Genomic DNA, 25728 nt, shown 5'->3' on the forward strand with positions numbered 1-25728 from the left:
GCATCATCGTATTGTTGAACGCGGTTTTTCGATTTTCAAATAATCAATAATTCGAAAACGTCGTCATCACCGCGAACATGTGTGAACATTCGCCCCCGCCTACGGCCTTGATTCAGGCCGCGGTATCGATCCCGAGCTCACCCAGCTTGCGATACAGCGTCGACCGCCCGATCCCCAGCCGCCGCGCGACTTCGGTCATCCGGCCACGGTAATGGCCGATTGCCAGGCGGATCACGTCGGCTTCGATATCGTCCATGCTGCGGACATGGCCGTCGGGGCGGAACAGGGTGACGGGGGAGGCAGCGGCCAGCGCCGACTCCTGCGTCGAGGCGCTCAATTGGGGAGCGAAGTCATTGGCGCGACCCGAGAATCGCGACTGGATCGCGATGTGCGGGAAATGCTCGGCGGTCAGCCCAGACTCGGCGACGAGCGCGGCGCGGAACAGCACTCCGGCGAGCTGGCGGACATTGCCCGGCCAGCCATAGCGCATCAATATGGCGAGCGCGTCATTGCCGATCGAAAGGCTGCGCATCCCCGGCTGGCGGGCGTGGCGGGCAAGCAAGTGGCGGGCAAGCGCCGGGATATCGCTGCTCCGATCACGAAGCGCGGGCAGGGTCACCGTGGTCGACCCGAGCCGTGAGGCAAGCCCCGGATGGAGCTTGTCCAGCACCGGGCGCGACGAGGTGGCGATCAGCCGCACATCGACCGAGGTCGATCCGTTGCACCCGACCGGACGAACTTCGCCGGTCGCCAGCACCCGGTCGAGCGCGGCCTGCGTCTCCTCGGGCAGCGCACCGACTTCGTCGAGCAGCAGCGTGCCGCCATCGGCCGCGACCATTCGTCCGACCTTTTCGGCAAAGGCACCGGGAAAGGCGCCGGGAACATGGCCGAACAGCTCGCTGTCGACGATATTGGCCGGCACCGCCTTGCAGTCGAGCGTGACGAGGCTGGAGCGGGCGCGGAGCGATGCGGCGTGGATCGCGCGGGCAAAAGTCTCCTTGCCCGATCCCGGCTCGCCGATGATCAGGATCGGCAAGCGATTGCGCGCCGCCTTGGCCGCGACCGCAAGGGCGGCACGGAAATCAGGCGCGGCGCCGACCAGCTCTTCGAGCGGAAGTGGCTCGAGCAGCTTCTCGGACAGTGGCGCCAGCTCACCGGCCGCACGGCGACGGTCAGCATTGGCGGCGAGCGCATCGAGCAGCCGCTCGGGCGCCACCGGCTTGACCAGATAGTCCGAAGCCCCGGCGCGCATCGCCTCCAGCGCGACCGACGGATCGGCAGCGTCAGCCAGAACCAGTACCGGCAGCGTCGAGCGCCTCTGGCGAAGCGCGGCGATCAGCGCGGGTCCGTCATCGTGACGCCAGCTCGACAGCAACGCGGCCTGGACCTCGCGACCGTGCGGCCCTTGCAGCAGCCCGACTGCGGTCTCGGTATCCGCCGCGCCGACCACGCTCCACCCGGCGCGGGCGGCAATCGCCGTTACCAGCCGCCGCTCGGCAGCGTCGGCTTCGACCAGCAGGAGGGAACGATGGGTTTCGTCACGCATCGGGAGGCTGTAGCCGCGACAGGTAAAGGTCCGCTTAAGCTGCTCGTTCACCCATACGCTTAAAACCGCTTGGGGAGCGGGCATTGGCTTGATATGGCCACATCGAAATATATTTGCGCAAAGGAGCCAGCCCATGGTCGCCGACCAGACACAATCATCGGCCGAAAGTGGCATGGACCAGCCCGCCCACGTCCGCAATTATGACGGTTTCATCAAGGTGCTGAAGATGTCGACGATCGTCGTGGCGATCATCACCGCGATCGTCGTCCTGATCATCTCGAGCTAGTCGTTGAAAGTCGCGGTCCTCAAGGAAGCCTCCGGCGAGGCGCGCGTCGCCGCGATCCCCGAGACGGTCAAGAAGTTCATCGCGCTCGGCGCCAGCGTCGCGGTCGAACGCGGGGCAGGCGAGGGGGCAAGCATTTCCGACGCCGCCTTTGCCGAGGCAGGGGCGACGATCGAGGAACGTTCGGCATTGCTCGCCGACGCCGACATCATCCTGTGTATCGCGGGACCGGACGACTTGCCCGGGGCGAAACGTGGCGCCCTGATCGTCGGTGCGCTCGACCCGGTGCGGCGCGGCAAGGCGATCAAGGCCTATGCTGACGCCGGGCTTGAAGCGCTGGCGATGGAGTGGATGCCACGCATCACCCGCGCCCAGTCGATGGACATCTTGTCGTCGCAGTCCAACCTCGCCGGTTACAAGGCTGTCGTCGACGCCGCCTCGGCCTTTGGCCGTGCTTTCCCGATGATGATGACCGCAGCAGGCACGATCAGCCCGACCAAGCTGTTCGTCATGGGGGTCGGCGTCGCGGGCTTGCAGGCGATCGCCACCGGTCGCCGATTGGGCGCCCAGGTCAGTGCAACCGACGTCCGCTCTGCCACCCGCGAGCAAATCCAGTCGCTCGGTGCCAAGCCAATTTTCGTCGAGAATGTCGCCGGGATCGAAGGCGAGGGCGCAGGCGGCTATGCCGGCGAGACGTCCGACGAGTATAAGGCGGCGCAGGCCGAGCTCGTGTCGAGCCACATTGCGAAACAGGACATCGTCATCACCACCGCGCTGATCCCGGGACGCCCCGCGCCGCGACTGGTCAGTGACGCACAGCTGGCGACGATGCGCGCCGGAAGCGTGATCGTCGACCTGGCGGCGGAAGCCGGGGGCAATGTCGAAGGCTGCGTCGCAGGCGAAACGGTCATGGTCCATGGCGTCACGATTATCGGCGCGCGCAACCTGGCGGGGACACTGGCGGCGGATTCATCCGCGCTGTTCGCGCGCAACCTGTATAATTTCCTCAGTTCCTTCTGGGACAAGGAAGCGGGACGGCCGTTGCTGGCCGATGAGGACGAGATTGTTAAGGCGGTCCGGCTGACCAAGGACGGCAAGGTCGTCAGCGAGCGGCTGCTGGTCCCCGCCTGACCCTGTCGCCCGAACTGCAGGCAATAAAAAAGCCGCCTCTCGCGAGGCGGCTTTTGTTTTGCCCGAAGGCGTTATTGACAGGCTTAGCCGTTCGAACCGCCACTGCCGTTGCCTTCGCCCAGCAGCCAGCCGAGAAACGACCATTTGGTCTGAATTTTCTTCATGGCAAATCCCCTTGTTACAAGAGGCGACCCAAATCGCCCTCCCGGGGATATTAACCTTAATCGAAATGGTTAGCAAGTTGTTAAGGTTTCAGGCCACGCGGAGGCCTCGCTCCACGCTGAGGCGCTTGATAACGCTACGAAAACTAGTTGCGCGACCGATGATGAACCCTTGCGCGACGTCGCACCCCATGCTGGTCAGCAGCTCCAGCGTCTCGCGATCCTCGACTCCCTCGGCAACCACGATTCGGCCCAGCGAGTGGGCCAGTGCGATAGTCGACTGGACCATGACGCGATCGCTGCGATGATCGCGAAGCGACTTGATGAAGCTCTGGTCGATCTTGATTTCGCTCGCCGGGACTTTCTTGAGATAGTCGAGCGTCGACAGGCCGGTGCCATAATCGTCGATCGAAATCTTGATCCCCAGATCACGCAACCGGTTGAGCATTTCAATGTCCTGCCCGCTGCCGGCAAGCGCGGCGGTTTCGGTCAGTTCGAGGGTCAGCAGGCTGGGCGGAAGCCCGTGCCGCGCAAGGCATTTGCTGACGCGGCTGGGCAGATCCTGGTCGGTGAGCAGTCGCGCGGAAAGGTTGACGGCGAGCGACAGTCGCCGACCCTGGCGATAGCCCGATCCGGCGGCGGCGACCGCCTGGTCGAGGATATAGTCGGTCAGCCGCTCGATCCGGTCATGCTGCTCGGCGGCGCCGATGAACTCGGTCGGACTGATCGGTCCCTTGTCGGGGTGGGTCCAGCGAGCGAGCGCCTCGACCCCGATGATCTGTCCAGTCGCAAGCTCCAGCTTGGGCTGGTAGGCGACCCACACTTCGCCCTTGTCGATGGCATCGTCGAGCTGGCTGAGCAACGACAATTTCCATGAGGCGTCGGCATGCCGGGCGGGGTCGTGATATTTCCACTTGAGACCCTCCGTCTCGGCCTCGTCGGCGGCGACCAGTGCGCTGCCGAGGCGATTGCCCGGTGCGCGGCTGCTGCCGATATCGACCCCGAAGCTGACCATCACGTCATACTGGTTGCCCTGGACCTTGACCGGGCTGCGGAACAAGGCGTGGAGCGCCTCGAGGTGGTGTCCCAGGGGAATGCTCGGCTCGGCGAACCAGGCAAACAGCCCTTCGTCGCCGTGGAATAGCTTGCGGCCAGTAGCGCCCACGCACAGCCGGGCGGTAACCTGATCGACGAATTGACGTTCGGACTCGGTCGGCAGGGCCGATACGATCTCGGCGTAATTGTGGAGCCGGGCGACAACCAGCGGTCGGTCGCGCGCGGCCGGGTCGGCGCGAAGCGCGACGAGGTTGGGCAAGCCGCTGACTTCATTGACCGTGCTGCGCTGGCGCATCCGCGACCAGTTGAGGTGCCAGGCAATTACCGCAAGCATGATGATCGCCGGTCCGACGTCAAAATAGTATAAATTCGCTTCGAGCGGGATCGGGCCGATAACGAGAAACAGCGCGGTCGCCAGCAAGGCCAAGTTCTGGACGATCGCGCGTCGCCGCGTAATGACCAGCGCGCAGACCATTACTGCCAGCATCAGTGCCGGTATCCAGCCGAGCGCCAACGGTCGCCCGCGCATCAGCGTCTCGGCGCCGAGCGCATGGATATAGACGCCGCCAATGCGACCATATCGAGGAAGGATGAATTGATCGCCAAGCGTGTCTGTGGTCGTCCCGATCATGGCGACCTTGCCGGCGATCTGCTTGGTATCGAACCGTCCGTTGATGACATCGCCAGCCGAAACCGACGGGAAAGTGAGCGGGTCGACCGAATAGTCGAGCGGATAGCTTCCGTTCGGGTAAACCTTCCATCCGGCTGCGGCAGTCGACAGGCTGGGAAGGCGTGCCGCCCCCTCCGACTGGCCATAAAACATTTTATAGACCCGACCGTCCCAACTATAGTGCAAGGTGACATCTGCGACCTTTGCAAACTGACGAAAAACGGGAAGAATTTTCGACGCGTTCTGCTGAACATGGGGAACACCCAGCGTCACGCGCCCCGACCGCCTCAGCGCGTCGACGAAGGCGGCATCACCCTTAGGATCATTGGCGTAAGAAAAAATGACGTCGTAGACGATTTGGCGAGCGCCGGCCGCCGATAGCCGATCGACCAGCTTGGCTTGGGTGGCGCGGGACCAAGGCCAGTTGCCGACGCTGCGAAGGCTGGCATCGTCGATCTTGATGATCACGATATTATTGCTCGACGACCGCTGGTTGACCATCGCACGCATGTTATGCGCCAGCAGGTCGATTGGCTCGCCGAGTCCGATCAGTCCGCACAAGATCCCGGCGAGTGCTACCCACAGCAAAACCTTGCGCGGGGAAGCCGGTTTCTTGCGGGTCTTGCCCGAGGTGGTCCGAGGCTCTGGCACGCTTGTCCTTTTCGTCTCCCCGCGGGGTAGCGATAAAAAGGTTAGGATTTCGGAAACATTGATCCGTTTTCCCGATTAACACCGCCAATTCGAACCCCTCGACAGCGGGCCAAGCGGGCGGCACAAGGCGCCAACATTTCCGGGGAATAATCGTGGACTTCATCTCGATCCTGTCGATCTTCGTGCTGGCCTGTTTCGTCGGCTATTTCGTCGTTTGGTCGGTGACCCCGGCGCTCCACACCCCGCTGATGGCAGTGACCAACGCTATTTCGAGCGTGATCATTGTCGGCGCGCTGATCGCCAGCGCGGCGGCGGGGAGCCCGAGCGCCAAGTGGCTCGGCCTGCTCGCGGTGGTGCTGGCGAGCGTCAATATTTTCGGCGGATTCGCGGTGACGGCGCGGATGCTGGCGATGTACAAGAAGAAGGAGCGCTAGGATGGAGGCCCAGCGCCACACCGACTTCATCTACTCGATGATCCCGAATCCTGACGCCGTGACGTCAATCGTTGCCGTCGCCTACCTGGTCGCCGGGGCCTGCTTCATCCTCGCCTTGCGCGGCCTGTCGAGCCCGGTGACGAGCCAGCGCGGCAACCGGCTCGGCATGATCGGCATGGGTATTGCCGTCATCACGACCCTGCTGACCCACGGCGTCGCGTCGATCGTCGAGATTGCGATCGCCATTGCGATCGGCGCGGCGATCGGCCTTGTCACTGCGCGGCGGATCAAGATGACCGATATGCCGCAGTTGGTCGCGGCATTTCACTCGCTCGTCGGGCTTGCGGCGGTGCTGGTCGGGGTTGCCGCGTTCCTCAATCCGGATGCCTTCGGAATCCTCGGCGCGGAGGGCATCCACCATTCCAGCCGCATCGAACTCGGGCTCGGCGTCGCGATCGGTGCGATTACCTTTTCGGGGTCTGTCATCGCCTTCCTCAAGTTGAACGGCAATATGGGCGGCAAGCCAATCCTGCTGCCCGGACGCCACGTTATCAATCTCGCCACGCTGGCCGGTATCCTCGGGCTGATCGGCTACTTCACCGTCGATCAGGCGCCGTGGGTGTTCTTCACCGTCGCCGCACTCAGCTTCGCGATCGGGTTCCTGCTGATCATTCCGATCGGCGGGGCGGACATGCCGGTCGTCGTCAGCATGCTCAACAGCTATTCGGGCTGGGCGGCGGCGGCGATGGGCTTCACCCTCCACAATACGGCGATGATCATCACCGGTGCGCTAGTCGGATCGTCGGGCGCGATCCTGTCCTACATCATGTGCCGGGCAATGAATCGCAGCTTCATCTCGGTCATCGCGGGCGGTTTCGGCGCGGTCGCGGGCGGACCGGCGGGGGAAGTCATCGACCGACCCTACAAGCGCGGATCGGCCGAGGACGCCGCCTTCCTGATGAAGCAGGCCGACCAGGTCATCATCGTTCCCGGCTATGGCATGGCGGTGGCGCAGGCACAGCACACGCTTCGCGAAATGGCCGACTTGCTCAAGAAGGAGGGGGTGCGGGTGAAATACGCCATCCATCCCGTCGCCGGGCGCATGCCGGGGCATATGAACGTGCTGCTAGCCGAGGCCAACGTGCCCTATGACGAAGTGTTCGAGCTGGAGGACATCAATTCCGAGTTTGCCCAGACCGACGTCGCCTTCGTCATCGGCGCGAATGACGTCACCAACCCGGCGGCCAAGACCGACAAGACCTCGCCAATCTATGGCATGCCAGTGCTCGACGTGGAGAAAGCGCGGACGGTGCTGTTCATTAAGCGGTCGATGGGCGGGGCGGGCTATGCCGGGGTCGATAATGAGCTGTTCTACCGCGACAATACGATGATGCTGCTGTCCGACGCGAAGAAGATGGTCGACGAGATCGTGAAGGCTCTCGCCTGAAACGCGTCACGCGAATTAACGCAAATCAGATCCGTTAAGGTCTTGGATTAACGCCGCCCATCGTTACCCTTGGTCCGGAACATTGTCGGCGATGGGGATCGTTGGCGACTGGCGGGGAATGGCTGACGTGAAGAAGCTTGGTATCATCGGCGGGACTAGCTGGTCGTCGACCGCACTTTACTATGACCATATCAATCGCGGGGTGGCGGCGCGGCTCGGCGGGCTGCACAGCGCACCCCTGGCCATTGAGAGCCTCGACTTTGCCCCGCTCGCGATGATGCAGCAGGCAGGGGACTGGGCCGGGGTAGCCAGCGTCACGATCGAGGCGGCGCTCAGGCTTCGCGATGCGGGCTGCGATGCGCTGCTGCTGGCGTCGAACACGATGCACAAGGTTGCGCCCGAGGTTGCCGAGGCCACGCGCCTGCCGCTGATCGACATCGCCGAGGCCACCGCGACCCGGCTGGCCGCCGAGCATCGTACGCGGATCGCTTTGCTCGGCACGCGCTTCACCATGACCGAGCCGTTCGCGCGCACCGCCTATGAAGCGCAGGGGATCATTGTCCATTCGCTGAGCAAGGAATGGCAGGACGAGGTCCATCGCATCATCTACGAAGAGCTCGCCGCGGGCCGTGTGGTGCGCGACAGCCAGCGCAAGCTGAAGACGCTGATCACCGAACTTGGCAAGCAGAAGGTCCAGGCGATCGTGCTTGGCTGCACCGAGCTGGTGCTGGCGGTCGACGTTCGCGCCAATGTGTTGCCGGTCTACGACACGACAGCGATCCATTCGCGCGCCGCGGTCGACTTCATCCTTGACGAACAGCAGGCACTCGAGCGCCAAGCCGCCTGAGCGCTTCTCTAGCGATCAGTCCCGCGACGGCGGCGATCGATGATCCAGATCGCGACCGCAAGCACTATCCCGATCCCCGTGCCGCGCAGGATGCCGAGCATCGGTTCGCCGACGCTAAGACCCCAGAAGGCGCCGATCAGGATGGCGAGCATCAGGAACAGCCCGCCGGCGGTGGTGCTTCGATCATTCATGGGGCGGCTGTGACAGAACAGCCCGGGCCGCGCCAGAGCAGATGAGGCACGAAATGCGATGGTTGACGAGCCGCTAACGACACTTGTGCAGCAGGCGCCAAAGGTTTTGCGGCTAACAGCGCAGATATGGAAAGCAGTTACATCTCGTGCCGTGGTGCGCTGGCGGATGCCGCGGGCCTGATGGAAACCTATGGCGACGACGCCGGGTTCGAAGCCGCTGCGCGGGCCCATGCCAGCCGCGACGCGGGCAACGTCTCTCGTTTCTGTCACTGGCGCCAGATCGAGCGAGTCATCGCCACGCTGGCGAGTGATGAGGTCGTCGGCACGGTCCACTAGTCGGTTGCCCTGACGTGGGACCGCGCTAGGCTCTTCCCGGACAGGGGAGCCTTATGAAGAATTGGAACGTCCGCAAGATCGTCGTGCCGTCGCACGAGATGCCCGAGCACCACCGGCTGGCGCGGACCTTGTCGTGGCCGCACCTGGTTGCCCTCGGCGTCGGTGCGATTGTCGGCACGGGGATCCTCACCCTGATCGGGGTCGGCGCGGCCAAGGCAGGTCCATCGGTGATCCTGTCATTCGCGATTGCCGGTCTGATCTGTGCCTGTGCCGCGCTCGCTTATGCGGAAATGGCGACGATGATCCCGGCGTCGGGGTCGGCCTATACCTACAGCTATGTCGTGTTCGGCGAGCTGATCGCGTGGATCGTCGGCTGGTCGCTGATCCTTGAATATAGCCTGGTAGTGAGCGCGGTTGCGGTCGGCTGGTCGGGCTATGCGGCCGGATTTTTATCGAGCGTCGGCATGGGCTTGCCTGCCGCTTTGTCGAACGGGCCCGAGCTTGGCGGCATCGTCAACCTGCCGGCCGTGTTCATCATTGCGGTCGTCGCGGCGCTGCTGTCTGCGGGGACCCGCGAAAGCGCGACGCTCAACGCATGGCTGGTGGCGCTCAAGATGGTCGCGCTGGCGCTGTTCATCGTTGTCGCGCTCCGCGCCTTCAACGGCGCCAATCTCCACCCGTTCATGCCCAACGGATTTTCCAGCCACATGGGCGTGGGCGTCGACGGCAAGCCGGTCGAGGTCGGGGTGATGGCCGCCGCCGCGATCATCTTTTTTGCCTTCTATGGCTTCGACGCGATCGCGACGGCAGCCGAGGAGGCAAAGGATCCCGACCGCGACCTGGCCATCGGCATCGTCGGGTCGATGGTGGCGTGCGTCGCCATCTACATGGCGGTCGCGGCAGCGGCGATCGGTGCGCTGGCCTACACCCGGTTCGCTAATTCGCCCGAACCACTGGCGCTGATCCTTCGCGAGATTGGTCAGGGCTGGGCGGCGCGAATCCTGGGATTGTCAGCGGTGATTGCGTTGCCGACGGTGATCCTGGCGTTCTTCTTCGGGCAGAGTCGGATCTTCTTTACGATGGCGCGCGATGGCCTGTTGCCGCAAGGGCTCGCCCGGGTGTCGAAGCGCGGGACCCCGGTGCGGATTACCATTTTCACCGCCATCATCGTGGCAGTGATCGCAGCGATCTTCCCGCTCAACGAAATTGCCGCGCTAGCCAACGCCGGCACGCTGACCGCGTTTGTCGCCGTCTGTGCGGCAATGCTGGCGATGCGGCGGCGCGAGCCAGGTCGCAAGCGAACCTTCACCACCCCGCTGCCGTGGCTCGTCGGTACCGTCGGGATCCTGGGCTGCGCCTATCTGTTCTGGAGCCTGCCGATCAGGACCCAGACCTATTTCCTCGGCTGGAACCTCGTCGGGCTTGTGCTCTATCTCGTCTTTGGCTCGTCGCGCGCCGAGCGCGCTCGCGCCTCCTAGTGGCGGATAAAGCCTTCGAGCGAGTGCTTAAGCTCTTCGACCGATAGGCGACCCCATTGTGACGCCCATGGCGACGAGTCGGCGTCGGCATCGCGCAGATAGTCGGGCTGCGACCAGCGTGCCGAGGCGACACTGGGGGCATGCTTGGCGAGGTTTGCGATATCGAATGGCTGAGCGAAGGACAGCCCGACCTGGTCCCCGTGGACCCAGCTGACATGCGCGAACAGGCTGCCCGCATTGCCGAGGTCGAGATAGACTTCGGATTCGAGCGGAAAGCCCTTGGCGCTTTCGACCATCGCCCCTTGCGCAGAGATGTTGCGGAGGCGCACCGGGTAGCTGTCGTGGCTATAATGGATATGGCCCGACCAGATCATCGGGTGGCGGGCCGCGGTCCGGCGTGCAACGAGGTCGGCCGGGTCAGCATCGATCGCGGCGGACACGATCGGCTCTGGCGTGGGGCCTCGCGCAATCTCGGGGAAGCTGCGGCTGATGACCTCGGCCAACAGTGAATTGAGCGCATCGGTGTCGGCGAAGACTTGCGTCTCATGGGCAAATTCCAGGCCATAGCGACCGTTGCGGATCCATCGCACCGCGCAATCGATCGAGCCATGCTCGCCCAGGTTCAGCTCGACCTGGTCCCACAGCCGCGGCTGGAAATCACCTTCGATCATCGCGCCGCCACCCGAAAGGTTGATCAGCGTGACGGGGTGGAGTCGCTGCTTGAACAGGACGACCGCCTGTTCGCCGGTCAGGCGGTGGCGGTCTTCGCCCCGGTGATCGACGGTCCGGGTCGCTTCACGCGGGACAGGAACGGCGTTGAGCCCATCGCCCTTTGCCCGCGACGGACTTTTCTCGCTGAGCAGGGAGGCCGAAGGCACGGTCTTCCCCGACAGCATTGCGCGTATGTTGTTCATCGGTCTGACCTCGCACCCCATGGCAAGGCCAAGTGTAGGGTGCGAGGGTTACGAAAAAGTAACGGACCCGACACAAGCGGCCCCGGCGCAATTGCGCCGGGGCCCGCCGGTCCTGCCTACCAGCTGTAATACATGTCGAATTCGACCGGCGACGGGGTCGTTTCCCAGCGCATCACTTCTTCCCACTTCAGCTCAATATAGGCATCGATCTGGTCTTCGGTGAAGACGTCGCCCTTCAGCAGGAACTCGCGGTCGGCGACTAGGCTGGTCAGCGCTTCGCGAAGCGAACCGCACACCGTCGGCACCGCCACCAGCTCGGCCGGGGGCAAATCATACAGATTTTTGTCCATCGGCTCGCCCGGGTGGATCCGGTTCTGGATGCCGTCGAGCCCGGCCATCATGATCGCCGCATAGGCAAGATAGGGGTTGGCCATCGCGTCGGGGAAGCGGAACTCGACGCGCTTGGCCTTTTCGCCCGCACCATAGGGGATGCGGCATGAAGCCGAGCGGTTGCGGCTCGAATAGGCCAGTAGCACCGGCGCCTCGAACCCAGGGACCAGCCGCTTGTAGCTGTTGGTCGTCGGGTTGGTGAAGGCGTTGAGCGCGCGGGCGTGTTTGATGACGCCGCCGATGAAGTAGAGCGCCATTTCGCTGAGGCCGGCATAGCCATTGCCGGCGAACAGCGGCTTGCCGTCCTTCCAGATCGACATGTGGGTGTGCATGCCGCTGCCATTATCCTGCGCGATCGGCTTGGGCATGAACGTCGCGGTCTTGCCATAAGCGTGCGCCACCATGTGGACGACGTATTTGTAGACCTGCATGCGGTCAGCGGTTTCGACCAGCTTGCCATAGGTCAGGCCAAGCTCATGCTGTGCCGCGGCAACTTCGTGGTGATGCTTGTCGCACGGAAGCCCCATCTCGAGCATGGTCGAAACCATCTCGGCGCGGATGTCGACCGCGCTGTCGACCGGCGCCACGGGGAAATAGCCGCCCTTGGCGCGCGGGCGGTGGCCCATATTGCCTTCTTCATAATCGCGGTTGGTGTTGGTCGGCAGCTCGATATCGTCGAGCCGATAGCCCGACGAGCTGTAGGTGTTCTCGAACTTCACATCGTCGAACATGAAGAATTCAGCCTCGGGGCCGACGAATACCGTGTCACCGATCCCGGTTTGCTTCAGATAGGCCTCGGCGCGAGTCGCGGTCGACCGCGGATCGCGGCTGTACAGCTCGCCAGTGCCTGGCTCGACGATGTTGCAGATAAGGATCAGCATCGGCGTCGCGCTGAACGGATCGATATAGGTCGCCTCGAGATCGGGCATGAGGATCATGTCGCTCTCGTTGATCGCCTTCCAGCCGTGGATGGACGACCCGTCGAACATGAAGCCGTCATTGAGCATGTCTTCGTCGATCGCGCCCGCGACCATCGACAGATGCTGCCACTTGCCCTTGGGATCGGTAAAGCGGAGATCGACCCACTCGATTTCATTCTCTTCGATCAGCTTCAGTATCTTGCTCGATGCCGACATGGGTGCGCCCTTTATCATCCTGATTCGCCGCCCCGCGCGGCCACGCCTTGCCCTGCCCATTGCTGCAGTGCGGAATCCAGTGGAGTCGCGGCAGAGGTGAACATTTCACCACGATTTGGCCGCCGGGGAAAGGCCCCTGCGACCTCCATCAATCATGTTTCCTGACGTATCCGTCGGGGTCCTTGTTGACCGGCGCCACCCCGGTCAGATGCTCGGCTTCGAACCGCGCGAACTGCAGCGCCAGCGTGTGGCTCAGTTCCAGGTCGGCGTGGCGGCGGAAGTCGGCCAGCCCCTGTCGTTCTTCCTCGGCCAAATGGTCGCCATTATGCTCGTTGACCTTTGCGACAGCCTCGAACCACGCCGTGCTGCCCGGGCTGTGCTTGTCGACCTCGGCGCCGGCGTCGCGGATCTCGTTATGATCCTTGATCGCATCCTTGGTTTCGTCCTTCGCGTCGTCCGCGTCGGCCGCGCCGCTCCCGATCTTGAGCAGGGTGGGGTAGAAGAACTGTTCCTCGGCCTCGGCATGGGCATCAAGCAGCGCGCGCAGTCGCTGCCACAGCGCAGACAGCGTTTCGGTCTCCTTGCCGTCGATCTCGTCGATCAGCGCGAACAGGCGTCGGATTTCGGCATGGTCGTCAAGAATGAGGCGAGTGATGTCCACGCATTTGCTCCTTGTTGGTTTACCAATTCAACTAGGTGCTGGTGCGATCGTTCCGGCGGTGTAAGCTCAAAAAGCCCGGCGTTGCGCCGCGACGAGCATTCGCAGCAGCATTGCCACCGGCCGTGGCACGCCGACCTTGCCCTCGAGCCACAGGCTGACCGCCGAGCGGCTTACCCCGATCGCGGCGGCAAGCTCGGCCTGGGTCTTAAAACCCATTTTGGTCATCGCGCTTTTGAGCTCGTCAGGCGGCATCGAGGCCAGTGGGTTTTCTTCGGTCAGCAAGGGTGTCCCCAAACGCGCCATGGCGGCGGCGTTGCCCGGCTAGAGGCATATGGAGCGAAATATCAACCCTTGGTGGACAGCGGAGCATCCCAGCATTGGGCAAGCAGGGTGTAACTATGCTGCCGCGCGACGGGGTCAAAAATCTGTGCAGTGATCATCAGCTCGTCGGCTTGGGTGCGTTCGACAAAGGCCTCGACCCTGGCGCGGACGGTGGCGGGCGAACCGATCGCGGCACAGGTCAGCCGGTCGTCGAGCGAGGCGCGGAAGCGCTCGGGGATCGTTTCTCGATAATTGGCCAGCGGCGCCTTGAGCTTGCCTGGGTTCCCCGTCGCCAGCGCCACGAACGCCTGGTCGAGCGAGGTCGCGAGCAGCGCGCCTTCCTCGTCCGTGTCGGCGGCAAAGACGTTGAGCCCGAGCATCACATGCGGCTTGTCGAGCCACTGGGAGGCGCGGAAATCGCGGCGATAGACGTGCAGCGCCTCGTCCAGCATGTCAGGCGCGAAGTGCGAGGCAAAGGCGTAGGGCAGGCCAAGCTGCGCCGCGAGGCTCGCGCCATAGGTGCTCGACCCCAATATCCAAAGCGGCACTTCCAGCCCTTCGCCGGGGATGGCGCGGACGCGGGCAGGGGGATCGCTGGGAGGCGCGAAATAGCGCAGCAGCTCGACCACATCGCGCGGAAAATCATTGGCATCGCCCGACATGCTGCGGCGCATCGCAAAGGCTGCGGCTTGGTCGGTGCCCGGCGCGCGGCCGAGCCCAAGGTCGATTCGCCCCGGGTGGAGCGCGGCCAGCGTCCCGAATTGCTCGGCGACCTGCAGCGGGCTATGGTTGGGCAGCATGATCCCCCCCGCGCCAAGCCGGATGGTCGAGGTAGAATGCGCGACATGGGCCAGCGCGACCGCGGTCGCGGCACTGGCAATGCCCGGCATCGAATGATGCTCGGCCATCCAGAAGCGATGATAACCCAGCGCCTCGGCATGGGCGGCAAGCGCCGCCGACGCGCGCAGCGAGTCGCCGGCATTGCTGCCTTCGGGAACGGGCGAAAGATCGAGAACTGACAAAGGGATCATTCCCCGCATATGGGGAGCAATCGCCGCTTTTGCAGGTCCGGGCGTCACTCCATCGGGAATGACGCTTTGGCTAGATGGCGTCGGCGCCGCGGTCGCCGGTGCGGATCCTGATCGCCTGGCCCACGTCGAGCACGAAGATCTTGCCGTCGCCGATCCGCCCGGTGCGGGCGCTATTCTCGATCGCCTCAATGACCCGGTCGACGAGCCCGTCTTCAACAACGACCTCGACCTTCACCTTGGGCAGGAAGTCGACGACATATTCGGCGCCCCGGTAAAGTTCGGTATGACCCTTTTGGCGGCCGAAACCCTTTACTTCGGAGACGGTAATCCCGCTGACGCCGACTTCGTGAAGCGCGTCCTTCACATCGTCGAGTTTGAACGGCTTGATGATCGCTTCGATTTTCTTCACGCGTAGCCCCCGCTCTGGTCGTCAGCCTGTTTGTTGTAACCTCCCATCCCGCAACCGCAAAGACTTTGTGTGCACTGCACAAAAAACGGAAAAACGGGGATAATCAATCAGTAAGGCGGCCGATCGAGCCCCATCGGGCTGGCGGTGAAGATTTCGCAGCCGTCTTCGGTGATCCCGATCGAATGTTCGAACTGCGCCGACAGCGACCGATCGCGAGTCACCGCGGTCCATCCGTCATCGAGCAATTTGCAGTCGGCGCGGCCAAGGTTGATCATCGGTTCGACCGTGAAGATCATCCCCGGGCGAAGCTCGGGGCCGGTGCCTGCACGGCCGGCGTGGACCACTTCGGGGCTGTCATGGAACAGCCGCCCGACGCCATGCCCGCAAAAATCACGGACGATGCCATAGCGATGCTTTTCGGCATGTTGCTGGATCGCATTGGCAATGTCGCCCAAATGATTCCCCGGCCGCGCCTGCTCCAGCCCGAGGATCAGGCACTCATAGGTCACGTCGACCAGCTTCTTGGCCTTCAGCGGCACATCGCCGACCAGGAACATCCGGCTGGTATCGCCGTGCCAGCCGTCGAGCTGGGGCGTGACGTCGATATTGACGATATCGCCCGCCTTCAGCGCCTTGTCCCCCGGAATGCCGTGGCACACGACATGGTTGATCGAGGTGCAGCAGCTGCGCGTGAACCCGCGGTAGCCAAGTGTCGCTGGCACCCCGCCGCCCTCGACCGTCATACGATAGACGATGTCGTCGAGCTCGCCGGTGGTCACCCCGGGAACGACGTGCGGCACCAGCGCGTCGAGGATGGTCGCGGCGAGATGGCCGGCCGCACGCATCCCCGCGAACCCCTCGGCCCCGTGAAGCTTGATCACGCCCGATCGGCTTTCGGCGCGATCGTCGGCGGCAACGCTGACATATTCGGTCATGACGCCTAGATAAGGGCCGGGCGCGGCGAAGTCGAGGTTGAGTATATGAGCGAAGGCAAGATCTGGACGGCGGCGCTGGTCGTGATCGGGGACGAGATACTTTCGGGCCGGACCCAGGACAAGAATATCGCCCAGCTGGCGAGCTGGCTCAATGTCCAGGGTATCCGCCTGCGCGAAGTGCGGGTCGTCGCCGACGTTCCCGGCTCGATCGGCGATGCGGTCATCGCGATGATCGCGGACTATGACTATGTCTTCACCACTGGCGGGATCGGCCCGACCCATGACGACATTACGGTCGACTCGATCGCGGCAGCGCTCGGTGTGGGGGTTGTGATCCACCCCGATGCCCGCGCCACGCTTGAACGCTATTACGAAACACGTGGCGGGCTGACCGAGGCGCGGCTCAGGATGGCGCGGGTGCCCGAGGGTTCGGACCTGATCGTCAACAAGATGTCGGGCGCGCCTGGCATCCGCCGCGGCAACCTTTTCATTCTCGCCGGGGTGCCGCACATCACCGCTGGCATGCTCGACGCGCTGACCGGCACGCTCGAGGGCGGGCGACCGCTGGTGTCGGTCACAATTGGCGGGTTTGTTCCAGAAAGCGAAGTCGCCGACCTCCTCGGTGCGACCGAAAAAGCCCACGTCGGCGTATCGATCGGCAGCTATCCGTTCTTCAAGGAAGGCCGGGTCGGCGCGAACTTCGTCGTTCGGTCTGAAGATATCGGACAGGCCGAAGCCTGCTCGAATCAACTGACCGCCGCGCTGGAAGAAAGGGGATACGCTATTACGGCGGGCGGGATTTAGCTATCGACGATCCATCGGAACGATGGAGCGGGCGAAGGGAATCGAACCACGCTGCGCCGCTCGCGGCGAAGCCAGCAAAAAATACGAGAGTTCAGGCCGCTGAATTTTTGACAGGTTACTTTCGCGACTTTGCGCTCAATGCTCCATCGGAACGATGGAGCGGGCGAAGGGAATCGAACCCTCGTCGTAAGCTTGGGAAGCTTCTGCTCTGCCATTGAGCTACGCCCGCATTGCCGTGGCGGCCCTGCGCTGGCGCCAAGTGGCATAGGCCAAGGGGGAGCGTCAACGTCTCAGTGGCTCGCGCATCTCACGACGCCTTGTTAAGGCGGCATGATGACCGACCCCGCGACGCCAGCCAAAGCCCTTCCACCTCTTGCCGGTCGCCGAGTCCTAGACCTCTCGCGGGTCCTCGCCGGACCATGGTCGACCATGGTCCTCGCCGATCTTGGCGCCGAGGTCATCAAGGTCGAGCATCCCCGCGGCGGGGACGACACGCGCCACTGGGGCCCGCCCTATGCCGGGGGCGAATCCGCCTATTACCTCTGCGCCAACCGCAACAAGCGGAGCATCGCGATTGACCTTGCCACGGCCGACGGCCAGGCAATCGTCCGTGACCTTGCCGCCCGCGCCGATGTGCTGGTCGAAAATTACAAGCTTGGCGGGCTCGACAAATATGGCCTCGACTACGCCTCGCTTGCCGCGCTCTTTCCCCGCCTCATCTATTGCTCGGTATCGGGATATGGCCGCGTCTCGCCGATCGCCGATCGTGCCGGCTACGACTATGTCATCCAGGCCGAAGCGGGGCTGATGGCGGTGACCGGACAAGCCGACGGCGAACCGGTAAAGGTCGGAGTCGCCGTCGCCGACCTGTTCACCGGCATGGCCGCCGCGCAAGCGATCCTCGCCGCCATCATCGCGCTCGACCGGGACGGGATCGGCCAGCACATCGACATGGCGCTTTATGATTGCCAGCTGGCGATGATGGCCAATGTCGCTAGCGCCGCGCTGATGACCGGCCGCGAGCCTGCGCGCTTCGGTAACGGCCACCCGACTATCGTTCCTTACGAAAGTTTTGCGACCAGCGACGGCAAGGTTGTCATCGCTGTCGGCAACGACGGCCAGTTCGCGGCATTGTGCCGGCTACTCGACCGATCCGACCTTGCCGCGGACGACCGCTTTGCTCGCAACAGCGGGCGCGTGACCAACCGCGACGCGTTGCTCGCCATCCTCAAGCCGCTGATCGGCGCCCGCACGACCGCGACATGGCTCACCGGCCTGCGTAGCGTCGGCGTCCCAGCAGGCGAAGTGCGCGGCGTCGGCGCCGCGCTGGCAGCCCCAGAAACGACCGCTCGCGACATCGTCCGCCGCGTGCCCCATCCAACGGCGGGTGAGGTCGGCCTCGTTGCCTCGCCGCTCAGGCTTGGCCGCACACCTGTCGTCGAACTGCTCGCGCCTCCTTTGCTCGGTGCGGACAGCGAGGCGATCCTAGCCGAACTGGGTTATGATCGCGACCGCATAGCTAGCCTGCTCACCGCGGGCGTCGTCAGCGCCTAATCGCTATCGCCACTAAGCGCCGCCGCCTCGATCCGCCGCAGCAGCGCTTCCAGCGTTGCACATTCCTGCTTGCTCAGTCCGGTGAACAGTTGCGCTTCGGTCGCCAGCGCCATCGGGGCAATATCCGCATACAGAGCGCGCCCGTCTTCGGTCAGCGACAGGAAATGCGATCGCCCGTCGGCAGGATTATCCGCCGCGGTGACCAGCCCGCGCTCGATCAGCGTGGCGGCGGCGCGGCTGATCGCGATCTTGTCCATCCGCGTTGCATCGCCAAGGCTTGCCGGAGTCGCGCGGTCGGTTTCGGCCAGGATGGTGATCAATCGCCACTCGGGGATGCGCAGCCCGAACCGCTTGCGATAGCTTGACGAGATTCGCGATGACACGGCGTTCGACGCAACCGACAGGCGATAGGGCAAAAACTTGTCGAGGATCAGCGCGTTATGCGGACTCATCTTGGTCATCATTATCTCCAGCCATCGATCATGGCAGTCTCGGCGGCGCTGTCCAGTGGCATCCTCTATAGCCCCTCGGGATTGACTTGGGATCCCATCCAAGGCAAGTCGCGTCTTCCATCGAGACCGGCTGAGGGACAGGCCCGAAGAAGCCGGGGCAACCACATGGGGGCAACTCCATGCACGGTGCCAAGTCCTGCGGGGACCGTTTGAGTCCACCGGCAGATGGTCGTGAGCAGTCACCGTGCGTGACTGCGCATCCCGTCCGTCCGTGCCCCGCAAGTCCCTCGATGCAACGAAGGGCGAATGCGGACGAGATGGTGAAGCTGGCAACACTCAAGTCTGACCGAAGCGACGCCGTGCGGTGCGGTGAGCGCGGTGCCTTTTCGATGCCGCTAACTTTGGTTCATGGCGCCGACATCGAAGTTGAATGTCGGTTTGAAGCGAGCGGCCCGGTCGATGCTCCGGTAGTCATCGTCGGCGGGGGCATTTCGGCCGGCCGCCACGTCGTCTCCAACTTCGCCGATGACAGCCCTGGCTGGTGGGAAGGGCAGCAACTTGCGCTGGCCAATGCCCGGGTCCTCGCGATCGACTGGATCGGCGCCGACGGTTCGCTCGACTGCCCGATCGACCCCCTCGACCAGGCAACGATGCTCGCCCGCCTGCTCGACGAGCTAGGCATCAAGCGCGCCGCCTTCATCGGCGCTTCGTACGGAGCGATGGTCGGGCAGCAGCTCGCCGCGCATTTTCCAGACCGCTGCGCCGCCCTCCTCTCGATCAGCGCCGGGGCCAGCGCACATCCCTTTTCCAGCGCATGCCGCTCGCTCCAGCGCAAGGCGATTGCCATCGCCGAAGCCGGGGGCGACCCTGCCGCCGGCGTTGCCCTGGCCCGTGCGCTCGCCATGCTGACCTATCGCACCGCCGACGAATATCGGGTCCGCTTTGACGCCGCGCCGACCGTTACCGGCGATGTCGTGCGCGTCTCGGCCGAGGATTATCTCGACGCGCAGGGACTGCGCTATGCCCAACGCACCGGCGGCGCGGCCTATCGCCGCCTGTCCGAATCGATCGACCTTCACCGCGTCGACCCCGCTGCACTCCGCCTGCCCGCAACCTTCGTCGCGGTCGAGAGCGACTGGCTCGTTCCGATCGAAGACATAAGCGCGCTCGCCAGGGCTGTGCCAAACGCCCGTTTCGTGCTGATGCCCAGCCTTTACGGCCATGACGGTTTCCTCAAGGAGGAAGCCCAGGTTGCAACCATCATTTCCGAATTCCTCGCCTCCCTGGAGCCTGCCCGATGAGTGATGAACTGAAGCCGAGCACCCGCGCCGTCCGCGCCGGTATCGATACCGACACCAGCTTCGGCGCGGTCACCCCGCCGATCGTGCTGTCGACCAACTTCACCTTCGCCGGTTTCAACGACAAGCGGAAATACGACTATAGCCGATCGGGCAACCCGACCCGCGACCAACTGTCCGAAGCGCTCGCCGCGCTCGAGGGCGGGGCAGGGGGGGTGATCACCTCGACCGGCATGTCGGCGATCGCGCTCGTCCTCAACGCCATGCTTCGCCCTGGCGACCGCCTGCTCGCCCCGCACGACTGCTATGGCGGCAGCTGGCGCCTGTTCGGGGCGCTCGCCGCCAAGGGCGCGTTCGAGCTACGCAATACCGACTTCAGCGACCCCGCTGCCATCGACACGGCGCTCGAGTGGAAACCGACCCTGGTGTGGATTGAAACCCCGTCCAACCCGCTGATGCGCATCACCGACATCGCTGCAGTGTCCCGTGCCGCACAGGCAGCGGGCGCGCTGGTCGCGGTCGACAACACCTTCCTGTCGCCCGTGCTCCAGCGCCCGCTCGAACTCGGCGCCGACATCGTCGTCCACTCGACCACCAAATATATCAACGGGCACAGTGATGTCGTCGGCGGCGCGGTGATTGCGAAGGACCAGGCGGTCCATGACCAGCTCGCGTGGTGGGGCAACGCGCTTGGCCTGACGGGGGCACCGTTCGACAGCTTCCTGACCATGCGCGGGCTTCGCACGCTCGATGTCCGCATCCGCCAGCACCAGGAGAACACCGCCGCAATCGTCGCCCAGCTCGAAGCCCATCCGGCCGTCGCGAAGGTCCATTACCCCGGCCTCGCAAGCCACCCCGGCCATGCCGTCGCGGCTCGCCAGCAGGACGGCTTCGGCGCGATGCTGTCGTTCGAACTCGCCGGCGGCGAGGGCGCGGTCCGCCGCCTGCTCGACGGGCTTCACTTGTTCAGCCTCGCCGAATCGCTTGGCGGGGTCGAAAGCCTGATCGCCCACCCGGCGACGATGACCCATGCTGCCATGACCGACGAGGCCCGCGCGACCGCCGGCATCGGCCCGGGGCTGATCCGCGTGTCGGTCGGAATCGAACATATCGACGATCTCGCGGCCGATCTCGCCGCTGGGCTGGATCGGGCGTTGGCGGCCAGCGCGGAGCAGAAGGCCGCCTAGGAGTTCAGCATCGCCAGCACCTGGTCGACCGTCCCGTCGCGCTCGGCAAAGCGCAGCGGCTTGACCCGCTCGACCAATATCTCGGGCGGGGTTGGTAGGATCGCGAACAGCCGCATCACCTCGTCGGCAAATTCGTCGAGCGGCTGATAGCCCTCGCGAGTGGCCTGCCCCGGGGTAAGGTCGGTTTGCACCCCCGGCGGCGCCAGCTCGATCACCTCGATCTTGCCCTTCAGCGCGAACCGCAGCGACACGGTGTAACTGTGCATCGCGGCCTTGGTTGCCGAATAGGTCGGCGCTCGGGCTGTCGGCTGAAAGGCCAGGCCCGAGGTCACGTTAACGATCACCGGATCGGGCTGGCCCAGCAACTGCGGCAGCAATTTGTCGATCATCCGGATCGGCCCGAGCAGGTTTGTCTCGATCACCGCCTTGGCGTCGGCAAGGTCGCGCGGCGCCAAGGCATCCTCGAGCGGCATGATCCCGGCATTGTTGATCAGCACATTGATCTTCGACCCGGTCGCGGCGAGGTGGCGGGTGAAGTCGAGGATCGCCTCGGGGTCCTCGACATCGAGGAGATGCGCACTCATCCGCGGCCGCCCGGCAATCGCCTCGTCGAGCGCCGGCCGCCGCCGTCCGGTGATGATCACGTCATTGCCAAGGTCGCAAAAGCGATGCGCCAGCGCGCGGCCGATCCCGCTGCCGCCGCCAGTCATCAGGATCGTATTGCCGGTCATCTTCATGGGGTGGGTCCTCGTTGGTTGAGGCGCTAAACCGTCGAAGCCCCCGTCGGTGTCCCGACTAACGACAACGGCGCCGCACTCCAGTCGGGAATGCGACGCCGCCGGTCAATCTTCTGGCCGGTTTTAGAAGCCGATGTTGAGCGTCCCGATGAACGTGCGCGGTGACCCGATCGAGAAGTTCGGATTGCCCGCGGCGTTGATCTGCGTGCTGATATTGCCGAGATAGAAGCGGTTGGTGACGTTGATCACGTTGAGCTGGGCATAGGACTGGCGAAGCCCGAAACCGTTCAGCGCCAGGCGCGCATCGAAGTCGATGTTGGTATAGCCCTTGCTGACCACGTCATTGGTATCGGTCGCAAACCGCTTGGACACATGCTTGCCCTGAAGCCCGAGCGAGACCGGACCCATATCGAAGCCGACGCGCCCGCCATATTGCCATTTCGGTGTCTCGGTAACCATCTTGCCCGCAGTCGGGGCGCAGGTGTTGACGATGGTGTTGGTCGCCGTCGGGGCCGCAACGCAATAAATGGTTCCGACCGTAAGGGCCGGCTGCACCACTGCATATTTGGCCGTGCCGAGCAGGACATTGTCCTGCAGCTTGGCATTGGTGTAGCTGGCAATCGCGAGCAGCGAGAGATGGTTGACCGGCTTGAACGCGATGCTGGCGTCGATCCCCTTGCTCTTGACCCGGCCGACGTTGCGATCGAGCGAGATGCCGAGGTCGGGGTCGTAGGACGATACGATCCGGTTCTTGTAATCGATCTTCCACGCCGTGACCTGTGCCTGGATGTTGCGCGTGGTGTAGCGCGCGGTGACGTCGAACGCGTTCGTTTCCTCGGGCGTGACCACGACCACCGGGCGGCGATAGAGGTTGTCGGTGCGCGGCGACGAGAAGCCCTTGGCGTAATTGCCCGAAATGCTCACGGCATCGGTGACGTGATAGGTCGCGCCGATGTTCGGAAGCAGCTTGCCAAACTTATACTTGGCCTTGAACGGGGCATAGACCGCGTTCGAGGGGACGCTCGCGCCCGCTGCCGGGGCATAGTCGGCGGGAACGACATAATTGCCGTTCGCCGCCACAGGAATCACCGCCGTGCCCAGCGGCTGGCTGGTGCAATAGGCGAAGCCCGACCCGCTGGCGAAGGTGTAGCAATGCTGGTCGAGCTCGCGAACGAAGAAGGGGCGACGAACACCGGCTTCGATGCGCAGCTTCCGGTCGAAGAAGTTGCCGATATACTGGCCCGACACCTGGTTGAGGAGCGCGATCGAGGTGCGGTCGCGCTGCTGCAGCACATTGCCCGCGGCGTCGAGTACCGGGGTGCTGTTGCGCCCGCCGAACGGGCTGAGCGGGTTGCCCTCCAGGTCCAGGTAGCCATATTCGCCCGTCTGGCGGTGATGAGCGCGGTCATAGGTATAGGCCACGCGAACGCGATGATCGCGGCTGATGTCATAGATCAGCGAGCTGGTCAGGCCGAGGCGGTTCGTGTTGGTCGTGTTGGGCGTGTAGAGGCGGATGCGGTCAAGCAGGTCTCCATCCTTGTTGAGATCGACACCCGCAACAGTCGTCGACGAGCCGCGAAGCTGGAAGTCCTTCTCGTTGAACGCGGTCGAACCCCCGCCGTTGGCCAGCACATATTGATAGCTCGGATCGACCGTCAGGATCAGGCCTTGGCCGAGCGTGAAGCGCGACGAGCCGCGAATATTGCCGGTGTTCGACGGATTAATCCGCACCCCGTAGAAATTGGAGCAGCTCGACGAGTTCAGCGGGTTGTTGGCGGTCGAACCGTTGATCGCGGGTGCAAAGATGATGGTCGTGCTTCCCGCGACGACTCCGCCATTCGGTCCAGTGCCGCCATTGTCGTCCTGGCGCCCCGGACCCTTCACGGTGCGGTTGCAATTGCCTAGATTCTCGAATGCGAACAGTGCGTCCTGCTGTGTTTCCGAATAATCACCGACCGCAATCGGGGCTGCCGGGCTGGCAGTCAGCGGAACCGCCGTCGTCCCGAAGATGCCGCGAAGGTCGGTGATCCCCGGGTTGCGATAGAAGTTGTTACGGTTCTTGTTGTAGTGACCCGCGATCGCGATAAAATCGCCGCTGTGCGCCAGTGGCTGGTAGATCTTGCCGTTGAACTGGGTCTTCTGGTTGAGCCCCGGGCCCTTGAACTTGTCGTTCTGCGCAAAGCTGCCCGACAGCCACGCCTTGGTCCCGAACGAGGTGAACTTGCCCGTCTCGACCATCGCAAAGCCGCGATGGTAGTCGAAGTCGCCAAGCGACATCGAGAAGCGCACGCCAGCCTTGTCGCGCGGCGTCAGCGTACGATAATTGACCGTCCCGCCAGCCGCTGAAGCTGTCGGCGAATCGACATCGGTCACTCCCAAATTCACGTTGACCTGTTCGATCAGCTCGGGGTCGATCTGCTGATTGGCGAAAATCGCATAATTGCCGCTGTCGTTGAGCGGGATCCCGTCGAAGGTCAGGCTGATGCGATTGCCGTCGAAGCCACGGATACGAAGGTTGCCGCCCGCGCTGCCGAACGGATCGGAGTTGGTGAAGTTGACGCTGGGGATCAGGTTGATCGTGTTGAGCACGGTCTGGCCCGGCGACTGGCGCCCAATCAGCTCTTGCGTGATGACGCCCTTGGCCTTGGTCGAATCGGGCGAGACGATGCCGCCTACGCCATTGTTCGCGCGCGTGCCGGTGACGACGATCGTCTCTTTCTCAAAGTCGATCGAACCCGTCGATTGCGCCATGGCGGCGGCAGGCACGACAAGACAAGCTGCCGACGACAGCAAAAGCAATTTCTTCACGATGGATCCTTGATGCGCTGGTGAAACCCGAAAACTCAGTCACAGGGGCTGCTACCGGCGGAATAAGTCAGGCAAGAGACTCCGCGAAGGAGCGCGCTCGATTGACCTTAACCGTTGTGATCATGTCACAGTTTGACCGGCCGCTGCCCCCGCGACTCGCCTCGAGCGTTGAGCAGATCGTATCGGTTGCAACAAGTAATCAGGCGGCTTCAGTCGAATCCAGTTGGCGACCGATGCGAACGAGCAACAGAATCACCAGCGGCACGAAGATTGCCGACAATAGCACTTTGGCCAACATCTGGCCCAGCAACAGCTCGCCGATCGGGAACACGCCGTAAAAGGAAATGGTGATGAAGATCAGCGTGTCGATCACTTGGCTCGCCATGCTCGCAATCGCGGATCGGACATAGAGCAGCTTGCCTGCGCCCGTGCTTAGCCGGCTGAAGATGGCGACGTTGAGCAGGGTCGAACAGCCATAAGCGGTGATCCCGCCAAGCCAGATCCGCGGGGTCGATCCCATGATCATGTCGAACGCCGCCAGCCGCTCGGGCTGCATCGCCGTCGCCGCGGGCAGCGCCAGCACGACTAGGCTCAGCAACACCGACATGATCAGCGGCACAAAGCCGAACAGGACGAGCTTGTTTGCCGTCTCGCGCCCGTGAAGCTCGGCCACCGCGCTCGACGTCGCGACGAGCAACAGGAAGGCGAAGATCCCCGCCTCGACCGCCAGCGGCCCCAACGCGACCTGCTTGTTGCCCAGCACCCCGGCAATGCACACCATTCCACCATAGAAAATGGACAGGGCGAACAGCGAAGGAGAGATGGCGCGCGGCGGAGGTGGCTGGGTCATGCGCGGTGCC

25 protein-coding genes, 1 tRNA gene and 1 riboswitch are annotated in these 25728 nt (G+C 63.8%); of the genes, 11 read left to right on the forward strand and 15 right to left on the reverse strand.

Annotated elements, in window-relative coordinates:
• Positions 1-112 precede the first annotated feature (112 nt).
• Positions 113-1546, reverse strand: coding sequence for a sigma-54-dependent transcriptional regulator (locus U1700_RS06790; protein ID WP_332751369.1), 1434 nt, complete (start codon positions 1544-1546; stop codon positions 113-115).
• 133 nt (positions 1547-1679) lie between these two features.
• On the opposite strand from U1700_RS06790, the gene U1700_RS06795 reads away from it, so the two are divergent.
• Both U1700_RS06795 and U1700_RS06800 read left to right on the forward strand, forming a co-directional pair.
• Entirely contained in the window at positions 1680-1832 is a 153-nt protein-coding gene (locus tag U1700_RS06795) for an aa3-type cytochrome c oxidase subunit IV (RefSeq protein WP_332751371.1), read from the forward strand.
• 3 nt (positions 1833-1835) lie between these two features.
• Positions 1836-2960: an NAD(P) transhydrogenase subunit alpha gene (locus tag U1700_RS06800; protein ID WP_332751373.1), complete on the forward strand. Its 1125-nt coding sequence runs from the start codon at positions 1836-1838 to the stop codon at positions 2958-2960.
• Positions 2961-3212: 252 nt separating this feature from the next.
• Here U1700_RS06800 and U1700_RS06805 read toward each other — a convergent pair whose 3' ends face one another.
• Positions 3213-5498 carry an EAL domain-containing protein gene (locus tag U1700_RS06805; protein WP_332751376.1) on the reverse strand — a complete coding sequence of 762 codons (2286 nt, stop codon included), beginning with the start codon at positions 5496-5498 and terminating at the stop codon, positions 3213-3215.
• A gap of 152 nt (positions 5499-5650) precedes the next feature.
• Here U1700_RS06805 and U1700_RS06810 point away from each other — a divergent pair, with 152 nt between their 5' ends.
• The 3 genes from U1700_RS06810 (at position 5651) to U1700_RS06820 (ending at position 8226) form a co-directional block, all read left to right on the forward strand.
• Entirely contained in the window at positions 5651-5932 is a 282-nt protein-coding gene (locus U1700_RS06810) for an NAD(P) transhydrogenase subunit alpha (RefSeq protein ID WP_332751378.1), read from the forward strand.
• A gap of 37 nt (positions 5933-5969) precedes the next feature.
• Positions 5970-7379: an NAD(P)(+) transhydrogenase (Re/Si-specific) subunit beta gene (locus U1700_RS06815; protein WP_332752248.1), complete on the forward strand. Its 1410-nt coding sequence runs from the start codon at positions 5970-5972 to the stop codon at positions 7377-7379.
• Positions 7380-7506: 127 nt separating this feature from the next.
• Entirely contained in the window at positions 7507-8226 is a 720-nt protein-coding gene (locus tag U1700_RS06820) for an aspartate/glutamate racemase family protein (RefSeq protein ID WP_332751380.1), read from the forward strand.
• An 8-nt stretch (positions 8227-8234) separates the two neighbouring features.
• Here the strand turns inward: U1700_RS06820 and U1700_RS06825 are convergent, their stop codons facing one another.
• The gene (locus tag U1700_RS06825) at positions 8235-8417 is read right to left on the reverse strand and encodes a hypothetical protein (RefSeq protein WP_332751382.1); all 183 of its coding nucleotides are present in this window, start codon (positions 8415-8417) and stop codon (positions 8235-8237) included.
• 126 nt (positions 8418-8543) lie between these two features.
• Between U1700_RS06825 and U1700_RS06830 the strand changes: the two genes are divergently transcribed.
• Together U1700_RS06830 and U1700_RS06835 are read left to right on the forward strand one after the other, a co-directional pair.
• On the forward strand, positions 8544-8753 hold the full coding sequence (locus U1700_RS06830) for a hypothetical protein (RefSeq protein WP_332751383.1): 210 nt from the start codon (positions 8544-8546) through the stop codon (positions 8751-8753).
• A 53-nt stretch (positions 8754-8806) separates the two neighbouring features.
• On the forward strand, positions 8807-10231 hold the full coding sequence (locus U1700_RS06835; RefSeq protein WP_332751385.1) for an amino acid permease: 1425 nt from the start codon (positions 8807-8809) through the stop codon (positions 10229-10231).
• Here the strand turns inward: U1700_RS06835 and U1700_RS06840 are convergent.
• From U1700_RS06840 to map, 7 genes are all read right to left on the reverse strand, one after another.
• Positions 10228-11145 carry a PilZ domain-containing protein gene (locus U1700_RS06840; protein ID WP_332751387.1) on the reverse strand — a complete coding sequence of 306 codons (918 nt, stop codon included), beginning with the start codon at positions 11143-11145 and terminating at the stop codon, positions 10228-10230. The two genes, U1700_RS06835 and U1700_RS06840, sit on opposite strands and share 4 nt — an antisense overlap.
• Positions 11146-11261: 116 nt before the next feature.
• Positions 11262-12671: a type I glutamate--ammonia ligase gene (gene glnA / locus U1700_RS06845; RefSeq protein ID WP_332751389.1), complete on the reverse strand. Its 1410-nt coding sequence runs from the start codon at positions 12669-12671 to the stop codon at positions 11262-11264.
• 148 nt (positions 12672-12819) lie between these two features.
• Positions 12820-13332: a hemerythrin domain-containing protein gene (locus U1700_RS06850; RefSeq protein ID WP_332751391.1), complete on the reverse strand. Its 513-nt coding sequence runs from the start codon at positions 13330-13332 to the stop codon at positions 12820-12822.
• Between the two features lie 66 nt (positions 13333-13398).
• Positions 13399-13635: a helix-turn-helix domain-containing protein gene (locus tag U1700_RS06855; RefSeq protein ID WP_332751393.1), complete on the reverse strand. Its 237-nt coding sequence runs from the start codon at positions 13633-13635 to the stop codon at positions 13399-13401.
• Between the two features lie 41 nt (positions 13636-13676).
• Positions 13677-14684: an LLM class flavin-dependent oxidoreductase gene (locus U1700_RS06860; RefSeq protein WP_332751396.1), complete on the reverse strand. Its 1008-nt coding sequence runs from the start codon at positions 14682-14684 to the stop codon at positions 13677-13679.
• Between the two features lie 70 nt (positions 14685-14754).
• The gene (locus tag U1700_RS06865) at positions 14755-15093 is read right to left on the reverse strand and encodes a P-II family nitrogen regulator (RefSeq protein WP_332751398.1); all 339 of its coding nucleotides are present in this window, start codon (positions 15091-15093) and stop codon (positions 14755-14757) included.
• Positions 15094-15200: 107 nt separating this feature from the next.
• Positions 15201-16028, reverse strand: coding sequence for a type I methionyl aminopeptidase (gene map, locus U1700_RS06870; RefSeq protein WP_332751400.1), 828 nt, complete (start codon positions 16026-16028; stop codon positions 15201-15203).
• A 45-nt stretch (positions 16029-16073) separates the two neighbouring features.
• Here map and U1700_RS06875 point away from each other — a divergent pair, with 45 nt between their 5' ends.
• Positions 16074-16832, forward strand: coding sequence for a competence/damage-inducible protein A (locus U1700_RS06875; RefSeq protein ID WP_332751401.1), 759 nt, complete (start codon positions 16074-16076; stop codon positions 16830-16832).
• A gap of 155 nt (positions 16833-16987) precedes the next feature.
• On the opposite strand, the gene U1700_RS06880 is transcribed toward U1700_RS06875, so the two are convergent.
• Positions 16988-17061, reverse strand: a tRNA-Gly gene (locus U1700_RS06880).
• A 104-nt stretch (positions 17062-17165) separates the two neighbouring features.
• Here U1700_RS06880 and U1700_RS06885 point away from each other — a divergent pair.
• Positions 17166-18386, forward strand: a complete 1221-nt coding sequence (locus tag U1700_RS06885) for a CaiB/BaiF CoA transferase family protein (RefSeq protein WP_332751403.1) — start codon at positions 17166-17168, stop codon at positions 18384-18386.
• Here the strand turns inward: U1700_RS06885 and U1700_RS06890 are convergent.
• Positions 18383-18847: a MarR family winged helix-turn-helix transcriptional regulator gene (locus U1700_RS06890; protein ID WP_332751404.1), complete on the reverse strand. Its 465-nt coding sequence runs from the start codon at positions 18845-18847 to the stop codon at positions 18383-18385. The two genes, U1700_RS06885 and U1700_RS06890, sit on opposite strands and share 4 nt — an antisense overlap.
• Positions 18848-18952: 105 nt before the next feature.
• Positions 18953-19070: riboswitch (SAM riboswitch) on the forward strand.
• 85 nt (positions 19071-19155) lie between these two features.
• Between U1700_RS06890 and metX the strand changes: the two genes are divergently transcribed.
• Both metX and metB read left to right on the forward strand, forming a co-directional pair.
• The gene (gene metX, locus U1700_RS06895) at positions 19156-20139 is read left to right on the forward strand and encodes a homoserine O-succinyltransferase MetX (protein WP_332751406.1); all 984 of its coding nucleotides are present in this window, start codon (positions 19156-19158) and stop codon (positions 20137-20139) included.
• Positions 20136-21323: a cystathionine gamma-synthase gene (gene metB, locus U1700_RS06900; protein WP_332751408.1), complete on the forward strand. Its 1188-nt coding sequence runs from the start codon at positions 20136-20138 to the stop codon at positions 21321-21323. Before metX ends, metB begins: the two co-directional genes overlap by 4 nt.
• On the opposite strand, the gene U1700_RS06905 is transcribed toward metB, so the two are convergent.
• The 3 genes from U1700_RS06905 to U1700_RS06915 form a co-directional block, all read right to left on the reverse strand.
• Positions 21320-22060: an SDR family oxidoreductase gene (locus U1700_RS06905; protein ID WP_332751409.1), complete on the reverse strand. Its 741-nt coding sequence runs from the start codon at positions 22058-22060 to the stop codon at positions 21320-21322. The two genes, metB and U1700_RS06905, sit on opposite strands and share 4 nt — an antisense overlap.
• A gap of 123 nt (positions 22061-22183) precedes the next feature.
• Complete coding sequence (locus U1700_RS06910) at positions 22184-24868, reverse strand: TonB-dependent receptor (RefSeq protein ID WP_332751410.1); 2685 nt, start codon at positions 24866-24868, stop codon at positions 22184-22186.
• A 199-nt stretch (positions 24869-25067) separates the two neighbouring features.
• Positions 25068-25718 carry a queuosine precursor transporter gene (locus U1700_RS06915; protein ID WP_332751411.1) on the reverse strand — a complete coding sequence of 217 codons (651 nt, stop codon included), beginning with the start codon at positions 25716-25718 and terminating at the stop codon, positions 25068-25070.
• Positions 25719-25728 lie beyond the last annotated feature (10 nt).

The sequence above is a fragment of the Sphingomonas sp. RB1R13 genome (assembly GCF_036663775.1).
Classification (GTDB): Bacteria; Pseudomonadota; Alphaproteobacteria; order Sphingomonadales; family Sphingomonadaceae; genus Sphingomicrobium.

Excerpts from the sequence above, each read along its gene's own strand:
- U1700_RS06890 (WP_332751404.1), bottom strand. The coding sequence starts at position 18,847 with ATGACCAAGATGAGTCCGCATAACGCGCTGATCCTCGACAAGTTTTTG.
- glnA (WP_332751389.1), bottom strand. The coding sequence starts at position 12,671 with ATGTCGGCATCGAGCAAGATACTGAAGCTGATCGAAGAGAATGAAATC.
- U1700_RS06855 (WP_332751393.1), bottom strand. The coding sequence starts at position 13,635 with ATGGCGCGTTTGGGGACACCCTTGCTGACCGAAGAAAACCCACTGGCC.
- map (WP_332751400.1), bottom strand. The coding sequence starts at position 16,028 with ATGACCGAATATGTCAGCGTTGCCGCCGACGATCGCGCCGAAAGCCGA.
- metB (WP_332751408.1), top strand. The coding sequence starts at position 20,136 with ATGAGTGATGAACTGAAGCCGAGCACCCGCGCCGTCCGCGCCGGTATC.
- U1700_RS06840 (WP_332751387.1), bottom strand. The coding sequence starts at position 11,145 with ATGAACAACATACGCGCAATGCTGTCGGGGAAGACCGTGCCTTCGGCC.
- U1700_RS06835 (WP_332751385.1), top strand. The coding sequence starts at position 8,807 with ATGAAGAATTGGAACGTCCGCAAGATCGTCGTGCCGTCGCACGAGATG.
- U1700_RS06790 (WP_332751369.1), bottom strand. The coding sequence starts at position 1,546 with ATGCGTGACGAAACCCATCGTTCCCTCCTGCTGGTCGAAGCCGACGCT.
- U1700_RS06815 (WP_332752248.1), top strand. The coding sequence starts at position 5,970 with ATGATCCCGAATCCTGACGCCGTGACGTCAATCGTTGCCGTCGCCTAC.
- U1700_RS06905 (WP_332751409.1), bottom strand. The coding sequence starts at position 22,060 with ATGAAGATGACCGGCAATACGATCCTGATGACTGGCGGCGGCAGCGGG.
- U1700_RS06830 (WP_332751383.1), top strand. The coding sequence starts at position 8,544 with ATGGAAAGCAGTTACATCTCGTGCCGTGGTGCGCTGGCGGATGCCGCG.
- U1700_RS06860 (WP_332751396.1), bottom strand. The coding sequence starts at position 14,684 with ATGATCCCTTTGTCAGTTCTCGATCTTTCGCCCGTTCCCGAAGGCAGC.
- U1700_RS06915 (WP_332751411.1), bottom strand. The coding sequence starts at position 25,718 with ATGACCCAGCCACCTCCGCCGCGCGCCATCTCTCCTTCGCTGTTCGCC.
- U1700_RS06875 (WP_332751401.1), top strand. The coding sequence starts at position 16,074 with ATGAGCGAAGGCAAGATCTGGACGGCGGCGCTGGTCGTGATCGGGGAC.
- U1700_RS06795 (WP_332751371.1), top strand. The coding sequence starts at position 1,680 with ATGGTCGCCGACCAGACACAATCATCGGCCGAAAGTGGCATGGACCAG.
- metX (WP_332751406.1), top strand. The coding sequence starts at position 19,156 with ATGGTGAAGCTGGCAACACTCAAGTCTGACCGAAGCGACGCCGTGCGG.
- U1700_RS06825 (WP_332751382.1), bottom strand. The coding sequence starts at position 8,417 with ATGAATGATCGAAGCACCACCGCCGGCGGGCTGTTCCTGATGCTCGCC.
- U1700_RS06885 (WP_332751403.1), top strand. The coding sequence starts at position 17,166 with ATGACCGACCCCGCGACGCCAGCCAAAGCCCTTCCACCTCTTGCCGGT.